12 protein-coding genes and 1 tRNA gene are annotated in these 12,563 nt (G+C 62.7%); 7 read left to right on the top strand and 6 right to left on the bottom strand.

Annotation, left to right across the window (positions count from 1 at the left end; translation table 11 throughout):
* Positions 1-60: 60 nt before the first annotated feature.
* Positions 61-1,647 (bottom strand): sugar ABC transporter ATP-binding protein, encoded by a 1,587-nt coding sequence (locus Q3866_RS00530; RefSeq protein WP_293824311.1) that lies wholly within the window; start codon positions 1,645-1,647, stop codon positions 61-63.
* A gap of 570 nt (positions 1,648-2,217) precedes the next feature.
* On the opposite strand from Q3866_RS00530, the gene Q3866_RS00525 reads away from it, so the two are divergent.
* The 5 genes from Q3866_RS00525 to Q3866_RS00505 all read left to right on the top strand — a co-directional run bounded on the left by Q3866_RS00525 (position 2,218) and on the right by Q3866_RS00505 (position 6,125).
* Positions 2,218-3,177 carry a sugar-binding transcriptional regulator gene (locus tag Q3866_RS00525; RefSeq protein ID WP_301828794.1) on the top strand — a complete coding sequence of 320 codons (960 nt, stop codon included), beginning with the start codon at positions 2,218-2,220 and terminating at the stop codon, positions 3,175-3,177.
* Positions 3,178-3,189: 12 nt separating this feature from the next.
* Positions 3,190-4,752 carry an autoinducer-2 kinase gene (lsrK, locus tag Q3866_RS00520; protein WP_301828792.1) on the top strand — a complete coding sequence of 521 codons (1,563 nt, stop codon included), beginning with the start codon at positions 3,190-3,192 and terminating at the stop codon, positions 4,750-4,752.
* 66 nt (positions 4,753-4,818) lie between these two features.
* On the top strand, positions 4,819-5,178 hold the full coding sequence (locus Q3866_RS00515; RefSeq protein WP_293673508.1) for a cupin domain-containing protein: 360 nt from the start codon (positions 4,819-4,821) through the stop codon (positions 5,176-5,178).
* A 74-nt stretch (positions 5,179-5,252) separates the two neighbouring features.
* Positions 5,253-5,343, top strand: a tRNA-Ser gene (locus Q3866_RS00510).
* Positions 5,344-5,573: 230 nt separating this feature from the next.
* On the top strand, positions 5,574-6,125 hold the full coding sequence (locus Q3866_RS00505; RefSeq protein ID WP_301828789.1) for a LemA family protein: 552 nt from the start codon (positions 5,574-5,576) through the stop codon (positions 6,123-6,125).
* 122 nt (positions 6,126-6,247) lie between these two features.
* Here the strand turns inward: Q3866_RS00505 and deoC are convergent, their stop codons facing one another.
* The 4 genes from deoC to Q3866_RS00485 all read right to left on the bottom strand — a co-directional run bounded on the left by deoC (position 6,248) and on the right by Q3866_RS00485 (position 9,614).
* Positions 6,248-6,892, bottom strand: coding sequence for a deoxyribose-phosphate aldolase (gene deoC / locus Q3866_RS00500; RefSeq protein WP_301828787.1), 645 nt, complete (start codon positions 6,890-6,892; stop codon positions 6,248-6,250).
* A 261-nt stretch (positions 6,893-7,153) separates the two neighbouring features.
* On the bottom strand, positions 7,154-7,438 hold the full coding sequence (locus Q3866_RS00495; protein ID WP_301828786.1) for a PTS sugar transporter subunit IIB: 285 nt from the start codon (positions 7,436-7,438) through the stop codon (positions 7,154-7,156).
* Positions 7,439-7,644: 206 nt separating this feature from the next.
* A complete protein-coding gene (locus Q3866_RS00490; RefSeq protein WP_301828784.1) occupies positions 7,645-9,063 on the bottom strand; it encodes a PTS ascorbate transporter subunit IIC in 1,419 nt (472 codons plus the stop codon).
* Positions 9,064-9,158: 95 nt separating this feature from the next.
* Positions 9,159-9,614 carry a PTS sugar transporter subunit IIA gene (locus Q3866_RS00485; protein WP_293673503.1) on the bottom strand — a complete coding sequence of 152 codons (456 nt, stop codon included), beginning with the start codon at positions 9,612-9,614 and terminating at the stop codon, positions 9,159-9,161.
* A 271-nt stretch (positions 9,615-9,885) separates the two neighbouring features.
* Between Q3866_RS00485 and Q3866_RS00480 the strand changes: the two genes are divergently transcribed.
* Positions 9,886-10,665 (top strand): DeoR/GlpR family DNA-binding transcription regulator, encoded by a 780-nt coding sequence (locus tag Q3866_RS00480; protein ID WP_301828783.1) that lies wholly within the window; start codon positions 9,886-9,888, stop codon positions 10,663-10,665.
* Positions 10,666-10,896: 231 nt separating this feature from the next.
* Here the strand turns inward: Q3866_RS00480 and Q3866_RS00475 are convergent, their stop codons facing one another.
* Entirely contained in the window at positions 10,897-11,565 is a 669-nt protein-coding gene (locus Q3866_RS00475; protein WP_301828782.1) for a transaldolase family protein, read from the bottom strand.
* 173 nt (positions 11,566-11,738) lie between these two features.
* Here Q3866_RS00475 and Q3866_RS00470 point away from each other — a divergent pair, with 173 nt between their 5' ends.
* Positions 11,739-12,494, top strand: coding sequence for a DeoR/GlpR family DNA-binding transcription regulator (locus Q3866_RS00470; protein WP_293673500.1), 756 nt, complete (start codon positions 11,739-11,741; stop codon positions 12,492-12,494).
* Positions 12,495-12,563: the final 69 nt, after the last annotated feature.

Genomic DNA, 12,563 nt, shown 5'->3' with positions numbered 1-12,563 from the left:
ACACCCCTTCCCTCGTATCGATGACCAACAGAGACGATCCAACCAAACGGCGGTCTAGGCTCATGCCGACACCGCCCCCTTGTCGCTCGTGACGCCAAACGCGGCGGACATGAGGTTGTCCTGCGTGATGTCGTCCTTCTGGAACTCGCTGTTGATGCGGCCTTGGAACATGACGACCGCACGATCCGCGAGCTCGCAGACCTCCTCCATGTCGGAGGAGATGAGAAGAATCGAGACGCCCGACTCGCGCAGCTTGTCGAGCACGGCGTAGACGTCGCCACGGGCCGCGGCGTCGATGCCACGTGTGGGCTCGTCGAGGATGACGAGGCGCGGCTCGGAGGCAAAGATGCGGCCGATGATGATCTTCTGCTGGTTACCGCCGGACAGACCGCCAACCTCCTGGTCGAGGCCGGTCACCTTGGTGCGGAAGTCGTTGACGTACTGCTGGGAGATCTCCTCCTCCTTCTTGAAGTTGAGGAGGAAGTTGCCCAGGCGCTTGCCGCACAGCAGCGAGCTCGTGGTGTTCTCGGAGACGTCGCGGATGCGGAAGAGGGCGTCGGCGAAGCGGTCCTCGGGCACGTAGTTGATGCCCGCGTTGATGACCTCGGCCGTCTTCTTGCCGGTGATGTCCTTGCCGTCGAGCAGGACCTTGCCGCCAAGGGGCTTCTCCATGCCAAAGATGGTCGTGGCCATCTCGGTGCGGCCGGCGCCCACGACGCCAGCCATGCCCACGATCTCACCGGGGTAGACCTTGAGGTCAACGTCCTTGAAGCCATAGCCCGAGAAGCCCTTGAGCTCGAGCACGGGGTCTGCCGTGTAGTCGATGGCACGGGCGGCCTCGTCCTTGGCGGAGCCGACGTTGGTGGCGTCCGGCGGGAGCAGGCCGCGCACCAGGTCCTCGCGGGTGAAGTCCTTGACGTTGCCCTGCATAGCGACGATGCCGTCGCGCAGGATGGCGACGCTCGTAGCGAGCTCGAAGACCTCGGCCAGGCGGTGGGTGATGTAAATGATGCCGATGTTCTGCTTCTGCAGCTCGCGCACGCAGTTGAACAGGCTTTGGACCTCGTCGAAGGTGAGGGCGCTCGTGGGCTCGTCGAGGATGAGGACCTCGGGGTTGCGCATGAGGCCGCGCAGGATCTCGACCATGCCCTGCTCGGCGATGGACAGCGTCATGGCCTTGCGCTCGAGGTCCATGTGCCAGCCGGTCTGCTCCATGACCTTCTCGAGGCGCTCGTTGAGGACGGCGGGCTTCTCCTCGAAGCCAATGGTGATGTTCTCGCGAACCGACATGTTCGGGAACAGCATGGGCTCCTGCGGCACCATATAGATGCTGTGCGCGAGGGCGGCCTTCGGGTTCGAGATGTCGACCTTGTCGCCATCGACGATGACCTCGCCGGAATCAGACGAGTAGATGCCCATGATGATCTTCATGAGCGTGGACTTGCCGGCGCCGTTGCCACCAATCAGGGCCAGAACCTCTCCGTGGTCGACCTCAAGGCTGATGCCCTTGAGGACCGCGTTCGTACCGAACGACTTATAGATGTCGTGAACGCACAGGAGCTTGTTGCGCCCCTTGATGTCCTCGACGACCTCACGGAGGGCGTCGGCGCTGCCCTCGACGGGCGACGACTGGGTCTCGTTGGTCATTCGATTCCCCTCCCCTTGAAACAAATGAACGTACAGACGACTATTCAGTCGATTTCGATTCAAAGGTATCCATAGGACTACCGGTTCCATAGAGGCTGTGGAGCGAACGGTAGCAAATGGGTTCTAAACGGTAATTTGCACAGACCTGTGACGATTGTTCTGACATATGCCCACCCATGGGGATACATGTGTCGCGGTCAGCACAACGTGTCAACTTGCATTTCTTATGGTGCTGGCAAGCTTCCCTTGGGCGAGCCACCCTGCAAACCTGTTTGGTTAGCTCAAATATCGTGGGGTTTTACGTGCAAGTTTCACGTTCTGTAACAGAGCGGCGTTCGCTTACCTAGCGGCTTCGACCCCTCACGGGATTCTTGGCCCGGCTCGATTGACACCCCATCTGGGGCGTTGTATAGGTAAGTCAGACTTTTGTTTGAGTAGCAGACAATTGTTTGCACCACCGACGCAAGCAAGGGTCGGCGCCAGACACGCCGCCAGACAGCCCGCACGCACCCGACGGGCACGCGGCGCATGACATCTGTTTGGCACACGGACAACGAACGGAGGCGAGAGATGACCGACGACGAATACCAGCTGATGCTCAAGGCAACCTGGCTCTACTACATGGAGAACTACACCCAGCAGCAGATCTCTGGCCTCATGGGCGTATCGCGCGGCAAGGTCATCCGCCTGCTCGACGAGGCACGCAGCGAGGGCATCATCCGCTTCCTGTTCCGCCAGAACGACCAGGAGCGCATGGAGGTCGAGCGCAGGCTCATCAAGAAGTACAGCCTACACGACGCGTTCGTGGTCCCCACGCCCGCGCACCACTCGGACCTGCTTGACAGCATCGCCCGCGCGGCATCGATGTACGTGGCAGACCACCTGCGCGCAGACGGCTTCCTCAACATCGGCTACGGCGACATGACGGGCCGAATCCTGGACAACCTGGCGAGCACCCGCCACTCGGACATCAACGTCACGAGCCTCACGGGAGGCGTGAGCTACTACCTGCCCAAGGTGAGTTCGGAGGTGTTCGCCATGCACCTCTACCTCGTGCCCTCCCCGCTCATCCTCTCGACGCCCGAGCTGCGCGACGCCCTGCTCCACGAGGCGCCCATCCAGGACGTCTACCGCATGACCAACCACGCGGACATGACGGTCGTGGGCATTGGCAGCATGGACGAGGAGGCCACGATCATCCGCAACGGCATCCTAAGCAAGACGGACTTTGCCCTGCTCAAGATGCAGGGTGCCGTGGGAGACGTGCTCAACCACTTCATCGACGCGAACGGCAACCCCGTCGACACCGACATCGAGGACCGCATCATGAGCACCAGCCTCGAGACGCTGCAGAGCATGCGCAACGTGGTGGGCGTGGCGGGCGGCGTCGTCAAGATCCCCGCCATCCACGCGGTTCTCAGGCATTGCTACCTCAACGTGCTCGTCACCGACGAGGTCACGGCGCAGGGTCTCCTCGAGTACGAGAAGGGCCCCGCAAGCATAGGCATCGAGTATCAGAGTTCGAACTAGGAGATGGACAGCATGGAAAAGTACCTCTTGGCCATGGACGCCGGAACCGGCAGCGTGCGCGCGGTCATCTTCTCCACTGACGGCACGCAGGTTGGCGTGGCCCAGCAGGAGTGGACGCACAACGAGGACCCGCGCTGGCCCGGCAGCATGGACTTTGACTGGGAGCACAACTGGGACCTGGCCCGCGGCTGCGTGCGCGACGTCCTCGCCAAGACCGGCATCGCCCCCGAGAGCATCGCCGCGGTCTCCACGACCTGCATGCGCGAGGGCATCCTGCTCTATGACAAGGATGGCAATGAGATCTGGGCCTGCGCCAACGTCGACGCTCGCTCCGACGACGAGGTGGGCCAGCTTATCGCGATGAACCCCGAGCTTGAGGCCGAGCTCTACCGCGAGAGCGGCCAGACCTACGCCCTGGGCGCGCTGCCGCGCCTGCTGTGGGTCAAGAACAAGATGCCCGAGGTCTACGAGAAGACCGCCCGCATTGGCATGTTCAACGACTGGCTCATCTATAAGCTCACCGGCGAGATGGCCATCGAGCCCTCCAACGGCTCCACCACCGGCATCATGGACCTCAAGACTCGCACCTGGGACCCCTCGATCGCCGAGCGCTGCGGCCTGCGCACCGACATCTTTGGCCCGGTCAAGGAGTGCGGCGAGATCGCCGGCCACGTGACCGCCAAGGGAGCCGCCGACACCGGCCTTGCCGAGGGCACGCCCGTCGTCGTGGGCGGCGGCGACTGCCAGCTGGGCATGATTGGCGTCAACGCCTGCGAGCCCGGCCAGGCCGGCGTCTTTGGCGGCAGCTTCTGGCAGTACGAGTTCAACACCGACAACGGTGCCACCGACCCCAAGTGCCGCGTGCGCGTCAACTGCCACGCCGCCCCGGGCGTGTGGCAGTACGAGGCGCTCGCCTTCAAGCCGGGCCTCGTCATGCGCTGGTTCCGCGACGGCTTCTGCCAGGCCGAGAAGGAGCAGGCCAAGGTCGAGGGCCGCGACGTCTACGACATCATGAATGAGCATGCCAAGGACATCCCCGCAGGCTCCTACGGCATGCTGTGCTGCTTCTCCGACGTTATGAACTACATCCACTGGACGCACGCCGCGCCCACGTTCACCAACTTCGAGCTTGAGCCCGAGAAGTTCAACAAGTACACCTTCTACCGCGCCATCCTCGAGAACACGGCCCTGCTGGTGCGCGGCCACATCGAGCTGGTTCGCGAGGCCACGGGCAACGAGCCCGACGAGCTGGTCTTTGCCGGCGGCGCCTCCAAGAGCCCGCTGTGGGCCCAGATCGTGGCCGACGTCACGGGTAAGCGCGTCAAGGTTCCCGTGGTGAAGGAGGCCACCGCGCTTGGCGCCGCCATCCTGGCAGGCTATGGCGTTGGCATCTACCCGAGTATCGCCGCGGGCGCCGCGAGCGTCGTCAAGTGGGACCGCACCTTCGAGCCCAACCCCGACAACGCCCCCGTCTACGAGAAGCTCTACCAGACGTGGCGCAAGGTCTACAAGCAGCAGTTCGAGCTCAGCGAGGCCGGCGTCACCAAGGGCATGTGGCGTGCGCCCGGCCTGTAAGTTGGGCACAACCAGTAAGGGAGAGGTGCCCGTGGCCAGGCCGCGGGCAGAGCAAAGGAGATAGACATGGCAGAGACGTTTGTCGTCAACGAGAACGACTTCGAGTACCGCTTTGGCGATTCCGGCCCCAAGTACCTCATGAAGGGCCCCCGCATGAACTTTGCCCTGGTGCAGTTCCAGCCGGGCCAGAACTTCCAGGCCCACCACCACAACATCATGGAGGAAAACTTCTTCGTGCTCGAGGGCAAGGTCGACATCGTAGTCGACGGCGTCTGCCACACCCTTGAGGCCGGCGACTTCATCCACATTGGCCCGGGCGAGGTCCACTATGTGAACAACGCCTACGACAAGCCCATGAAGATGGTCTCGACGCTCGCCCCCTTCCAGGAGGTCGACAAGGTCGAAGATCCCAACCCCGAGTACTAGGACGGTCCTTGCGGCGTCGCCCCACGCGTTCCTGAGCGCACGGGGCGACGCTTTTCTGTAAGATGAGTTTGCTTGGAGGAGTGGCAGAGCGGTTGAATGCGGCGGTCTTGAAAACCGTTGGGCGGCTCGTCCGTCTCGAGAGTTCGAATCTCTCCTCCTCCGCCAGATTGTGATGGCCCCGCAGGTTAGCGCCTGCGGGGCCTTTTCATGACGCCAGGCGTTTGCACGTGGCGCACGTGGCGGAATGGTTGCGCGGGCGGCACCGGACGCGTGCAAGGGCAGCGCTCCTGCACCCCAGGAGCAACCATTGGGGGTCGCTCATATTGAGGACATATCCTAGCGGGTATACTTTCCCCAAGCGCCGCAACGTGCGGCACCACCGAAGGGAGTACCCCATGAACCCCACCGTCATCGTTGCCATCGTTGTGGTGGTCATCGCGATAATCGGATTTTGCATCCACCTCTCCAACAACATCGTGAGGCTGTCCAACCGCTGCGACAACGCGTGGGACCAGATCAACGCGCAGCTCAAGCGCCGCGCAGACCTCATCCCTAACCTCGTCGAGACCGTGAAGGGCTACGCCAGCCACGAGTCTGGCACGCTCGAGGCCGTCATCGTCGCCCGCAACGGCGTCACGGCAGCCAAGACGCCCGACGAGGCCATGGCTGCCAACAACCAGCTCACCGGCGCTCTCCGCCAGCTCTTCGCCCTCTCCGAGAGCTACCCTGACCTGAAGGCCAACGCCAACTTCCAGCAGCTCCAGGGACAGCTTGAGGAAACTGAGAACAAGATCGTCTACGCGCGCCAGAGCTTCAACGACTGCGTGCTCATGTTCAATAACGCCATCCAGACCTTCCCCGGCAGCCTCTTTGCCGGCGGCCGCGCCCCCAAGCACGGCTTCGAGATCTCCGACGCAGACTCCCAGGTACCACAGGTCAAGTTCTAGATTATTGAATCTCAACGTATTCGCGGGGGCCATGATTCCCCGCAAACCAAATAGGGCTCCGTACCTGCTGGTACGGAGCCCTTCTCGTTAGCTCTGAAACCCGAAGCGGCGCAAGGAGCCTACTAGCAGCTCTGCATGATCTGGATGCCGGCGGAGCAGCCTAGGCGGTCGGCGCCAGCCTCGACCATGGCCTTGGCCTCCTCGGCGGTGTGGATGCCGCCAGCGGCCTTGACCTTGCAGCGGTCGCCCACGGTCTTGCGCATGAGGGCAACGTCGGCAACGGTGGCGCCACCGGTGGAGAAGCCCGTGGAGGTCTTGACGAACGTGGCGCCAGCCTCGACGGAGAGCTCGCAGGCTTTGACCTTCTCCTCGTCGGTGAGGAGGCAGCACTCGATGATGACCTTGACGCACTTACCGCCGGCGGCCTTCACGACGCTCGCGATCTGGTCGCGCACGGCGTCGTAGTCGCCATCCTTGAGCCAGCCCACGTTGATGACCATGTCGACCTCGTCGGCACCAGCCTCGACGGCCAGGCGGGTCTCGGCGGCAATGGCCTCGGGAAGCATGGCACCCAGGGGGAAGCCCACGACGCAGCAGGTCTTGACGTCGCTGCCAGCGAGCTTCTCGTGGGCCAGGGGCACCCAGCAGGTGTTAACGCAGACGGAGGCGAAGTGGTATTCGAGGGCCTCGTCGCAGAGCTTCTCGATCTGGGCGCGCGTGGCGTTGGCCTTGAGCAGGGTGTGGTCAATCATGCGGTTGAGTTCCATGTGCTTCTCCCTAATTCGTTGCATTCCCTTCGAATGCACGTGCCTACAGGCGAGGAAGCGCGCGGCGGCGTGCGCCCTTGTCATAAGGCAGGACATAACGGGAACGAGAGGGCACAAAGAGGCCCGGCGCTTGCCGTAAGGCACAATGCCGAACGACCAACGCCGGGCCAGCTCCTCTGGAAAGGACACCGCGCTCAGGCGGCGAAGCAGGCACCTGGCCCGCGCAAGGCGCCTCGCGGGACGCAAGGCAACCAGGAGAACTTAGCGGGCGAAGGCCTCGGTGAGCTTCTCCTGAAGCTCGTTCTTGTCAACGATGTTGTTGAGGATGACCTTGGAGTCCTCGGGAACATCCTTGATGAAGCCGGCGAGGTCGCGGCCAACGACGAAAAGGTCGGCAGCGCCGGGCTTGACGTCGGAGGTGGTGGAGTGGCTGACCTGGATGTCAGACTTGCCCATCTTCTTAAGGACGTCGTTGATGTTCATCTCGACCATAAGGCTGGAGCCGAGGCCCGAACCGCAGGCGCACATAATCTTGTGGACTTCCATGGTTCCTCTTTTCATATCGCGACGCTCCCCCTTGGTAGCGTCGCCCGTTTTTACGCAGCCTGTTGCTGCGCACCAACAACGATGTTACCCAATTGCGGGGCCGGAGCCGCAGCCCCAGCCCCGCAACCGGTAAGGTGACACAAATTTGGGTTAGACGGAGTTGCTCATGGTATGCAGGGCCCCGCTAAACCCATCCGCAGCAAATGCTACTCGGCGTCAGCAGCCTTGGGCTTCGGGGCGACGAAGTTGTAGACGATCGGCGCGACGAAGAACAGGACGCAGATGACGAGCAGGGGCATGCCCGGGACAGCCTGGGAGAGGTTGCCGAACAGGATGCCGAGCCAGGAGAAGTCGGCGTCGGAGAACGTGGCGGAGGTGAAGCCAAGCATCGTGAACACCGGCATGCAGACGGCCGGGAGGAAGGTGATGAGCAGGCCGTGCACGAAGGCACCGGCGACGCAGCCCTTCACGCCGCCCTCGGCGTTGCCGAAGACACCAGCGGTGGCACCGCAGAAGAAGTGCGGGACAACGCCGGGGAGAATCAGAGCAACGGGAGCGAGGTTGGCGTCGATGGCGCTGAGGATCAGCAGACCCACGATGCCGGCGGCGAAGGAGGTCAGGAAGCCGATGATGACCGCGTTAGGAGCGTACGGGTACGCAACGGGGCAGTCGATGGCGGGGATGGCACCCGGAACGAGCTTCTCGGCGATGCCCTTGAAGGCGGGGACGATCTCGCCGACGATCAGGCGAACGCCGGACAGAACGATGTAGACGCCACCAGCGAAGGCGCAGCCGGACGTGAAGGCCCAGACGACCCAGTTGGTCTGGGTCTCGGTGCCGACGTTCAGGAGCTCGTTGAGGTAGCTGAACTGGGTCGGGTCGGCGGCAAGGATGCCCTTGGCGACGGCGACGCCGGTCACGATGATGAACAGGACGATCATCGTGATGGAGATGGACACGGTGGTGTCACGCAGGAAGACAAGTCGCTTCGGGAAGTTGATCTCCTCGGTGGACTTGCCGCCCTTGAAAGCCCTGCCGACGAGGCCGGCGATGGCGTAGCCGATGCCGCCGAAGTGGCCGAGGGCCACGCCGTCGGTGCCGGTGACCTTCTTGAAGGTCGGCTGGCAGTAAGCAGGCGAGACGACCATGATGAAGGCGAGGACGCAGCCACCGGCGATGTAGAGCTGCCAACCGTCAAGGCCACCGATGCTCAGCACGACGGCGAGCATGCAGGCCATGTAGAGGGTGTGGTGGCCGGTCAGGAAGATGTAGTGCATGCGCGAGAAGCGGGCAAGCACGATGTTGAGGAGCATGCCGATGCACATGATGAGTGCGGAGGCCTGACCGAAGTCGTTCAGAGCCATGGAGACGACGGCCTCGTTGTTCGGCACGACGCCCTGCATGGAGAACGCGTAGTTGAAGATCTCACCAAAGGCGAGCAGGGAGCCGGACTGCAGGTAGCCGGAACCGGCGGTGAGGACCAGGAAGCCCACGATGGTCTTGATGGTGCCCATAACAATGTCCTCGATCGGCTTCTTCTGAAGCGCGAGGCCGAGGAGAGCGAGAAGGCCAACTAGGATAGCCGGCGTAGACAGAATGTTGACGATAAAGTCGAGAACTGCCATTTCTTCCCTTCCTTCCTTACGTAGGTACTACTACTTTCACTTGCCACTCGCAGCGGCTGCGGACGCTACGGGCGGCGCGATCGCCTTGTCGCCAATTACTCCTCGGTGGGGGCGCAGAACAGGGCGTAAACCTCGTCGGCGTCCTTAGCCTCGGCAATCTTGGTGATGTTGGCGGGATCACTGAACATAACGGCCAGCTTGCGCATGACGTCGATGTGGGAGTCGGCGTCCTCGGCGGCCAGGGTCACGAGCAGGCGAACGTCGGGGCCCTCCTCCTTGAAGCGGACCGGCTCACGAAGCACGGTGACGGCAAGCTGACGCTTGATGACGCCCTGCTCGGGACGAGCGTGGAGCAGCGCCAGGTCGGGGCAGATGACAAAGTAGGGGCCGAACTCCTTGGCGTTGGAGATGATGCCGTCGATGTAGTCGGTCTTGACGAAGCCCTGGTCAACGAGCGGCTGAACCGCGACGTGGACGGACTCCTCCCAGTCAGAGACCTTCTCGACGATCTGGACGTTCTCGCGCTTGAGCATGTCCTCCATACCGGCCATGGACAAACCCCTCTCTTGGTCGAAACATACCTGCACATAAAACCTTCATGCATTGTACAAAAGGGCAACGCATATTGCAGCCGGTTTTCCTGTTTTTTCCTGTTTCGCCGGGTTTGTTTCCTGTTTTCGGTCGATTTTGAGCCGTGAGCGACACTCGCCGATTGCATTATTTCCCGTTTCGATAATATATGTTAACTAAGCGTAAGCAGTCCGCTATTTAAATTTGGATGCAACGCCCGTCCCCTCAAACCACTTAAGTACGGAGAGTGCCTTGTTCCCCAAGGAGCGTAGAAAGCAGATTCTCGAGATGGTGAACGCCTCGGGCTTTGCCACCGTCGAGAACCTTTCGAAGCATTTTGGGGTAAGCGTCGACAGTATCCGCAAGGACCTCAAGGTTCTGCAGAACGAGGGCAAGATCAAACGCGAGTACGGCGGGGCGCTCAAGGTCGACGAGCCGCCGGTCGAGGAGGCCCCCTCCACGCCGGCCGCCGTTGCCGAGCGCGAGGCCGTGGTCGAGCAAGGCAGGCGCGATGTCGCCGCCCGCGCCTGGCTCGAGATCAACGATGGCGACGCCATCTTCCTGGGCGTCTCGCGCACGAACGTCTACCTCGCAGACCTCATCGCGGCGGGCGACAAGCGCCTCATCGTCACGACGAACATGATTGACGTGCTCCAACGCCTCGCCGGCAACCCCAAGGTCACGGCGCTCGCCACCGGCGGCTATCTCAACGTGCTCAACAACGGCTTCACCGGGCCCGCATGCATCAGCCTTCTCGAGCCGTTGCTGTTCTCCAAGGCTTTCCTCGGCACGTGCGGCGTCGACCTGGGCACGAGTGCGGTGCTCGCCACCACGACGGATGACGGCAAGGTGGACGACCAGGTGCTCAAGAACGCGTCGTATCGCTTCCTGCTCGCCGATCACGAGAAGTTCAGCATCCACAATGGGTATCGCTTTGCGTCCATCTCGGACTTTACGGCGGTCATCACCGACTCCAACGACCACTCGGTGCTGCGCGCCATTGCCGCCACGGGCACGCCCGTGCTCTGCTAGCTGTGATCACTTGGCAATGCGCGCGTGACACGGACGCGCCCCCGACCTGCACGCGGCCACATGTATAGACGGAAGATGGACGGAGCATCTCCAGCTCCATGGGTGCGTGATGAGCGCTGACCCCCTCGCGCCCTCCTCCCCCAGCTCACACATATATAAGAGAGGGACGGCACCCGTTGGCACCGCCCCTCAGTCGCAGCTTATTGAGGCGCAAGCGCCATCGCCCGTTGCCTAGAGGCCAAGCTCGTTGCGGCCGTAGGCCTTCTCCCACGAGACGCTGAACTCGTCGACGGCGATCTTGGTGCCGGGGTGGTCGATCATGGCGTGCAGGATCGCGGGCGGGAAGGTGATGGCCTGGATGCCGGCCTTGATGAGCTCATGCACCTGGCTGGTGTTGTGCAGCGAGGCGGCCATGACCTTGGTCTCGAGGCCCTGGACGCGCAGCATCTCGATGAGATGTTTGACCTGCTGGACGCCATCGCCGTAGTTGGACATGCGGTTGGTGTAGGGCGCGATGTAGTCGGCGCCGTTGACGGCGGCGAGGAAGCCCTGCTCGGAGGAGTACACCGAGGTGGAGAGGACGTTGAGGCCCTCGGCCTTGGCATCCTTGCAGGCCTTGAGGCCAGCCGGGGTCACCGGGATCTTGGCGTAGGTGTTCTCGGGACGCAGGGAGTTGATCTTGCGGGCCTCGGCCATGATGCCGTCGTAGTCCGTGGCGACGACCTGGATGAAGAGCTTCTGGTCCGGGCGCAGATAGTCGATGATCTGCTGGATGGCCTGCTCGGGCGCAAGGCCGCTGCGGGTGATGATGGTCGGGTTGGTGGTGACGCCGGCCACGTTGAGCAGGGAGTCGAGCTCCTTGATCTCGTTGATGTCGGCGGTGTCGATGATGACTTCCATGGCACATCCCTTCGTTGCCTCGCCGCGAGGCCCTCTGCCCTGCGGTCGCCGCACATCGGCGGCTCTGTTCCACGCCCATAAGATATCGCGTTAATTATTGTTTTACAAGTAGTTTGGATTGATTTATCGTATTTCTTGGAAAGTGAGACGGGCATCAGCAGATGGAGGCCCCGATGTATTCGGACGAGAGACAAAACGAGATCGCCAGCATGATCGAGCGCGAGGGGCGCGTCACGGTCGCCGATCTGTCGCGTCTCTTTGACGTCACCGAGGACTGCATCCGCAAAGACCTGCGCAGGCTCGTGGCGCAGGGCCGTTGCCGCAAGGTGTATGGCGGCGCCACCCGCGCCGAGGCCGAAATCAACCGCAACATCGCCGAGCGCGTTGACACGCTGCGCCCCGAGAAGCAGCGCATCGCCGAGAAGGCATGCGAGCTGATTCGCCCTAGGCAGACCATCTACCTAGACTTCTCTTCCATCAACATTCTGCTGGCAGACCTGATTGGCAAAAGCGGCATGAAGCTCACGGTGCTTTCGAACTCCGTTGACGTGCTGCGAGCCGCCACGGCGAACCACGAGGTGCGCGGCATTTGCCCGGGCGGCACGTACAGCGCCGAGTACAACGGCTTCGTGGGCCCGCTCGCGGCGCACGCGCTCGACGCCTACCGCTTCGACGCGGCGTTCATGGGCGCCGTGGGCATTGGCGAGGACTCCGACGACGTGCTGACGCTCGACCTCGATGACGTCCCGGCCAAGCAGGCGGCGCTCGCCCGCGCCGAGCGGAGCGTGCTCGTGAGCAGCTCCGACAAGCTGGGTCGCGGAGGCACCTACCGCTACGCGTCGCTCGACGACTTTGACCTCGCCATCTGCGACGAGGACCGCCCCGGCGCCGTGGCGCAGCTGCGCTCCCGCGGCATCACTGTGCTGTAGAGGGGTGGAGGAGGCGCGCGCCCGCCTCGCTCGCCCAGCTCAAATTCCACATTCCTAGGAAAATGCCGT

Source organism: uncultured Parolsenella sp. (assembly GCF_958346945.1).
Taxonomy (GTDB): domain Bacteria; phylum Actinomycetota; class Coriobacteriia; order Coriobacteriales; family Atopobiaceae; genus Parolsenella.
This window is presented reverse-complemented; position numbering and strand designations above follow the sequence as displayed.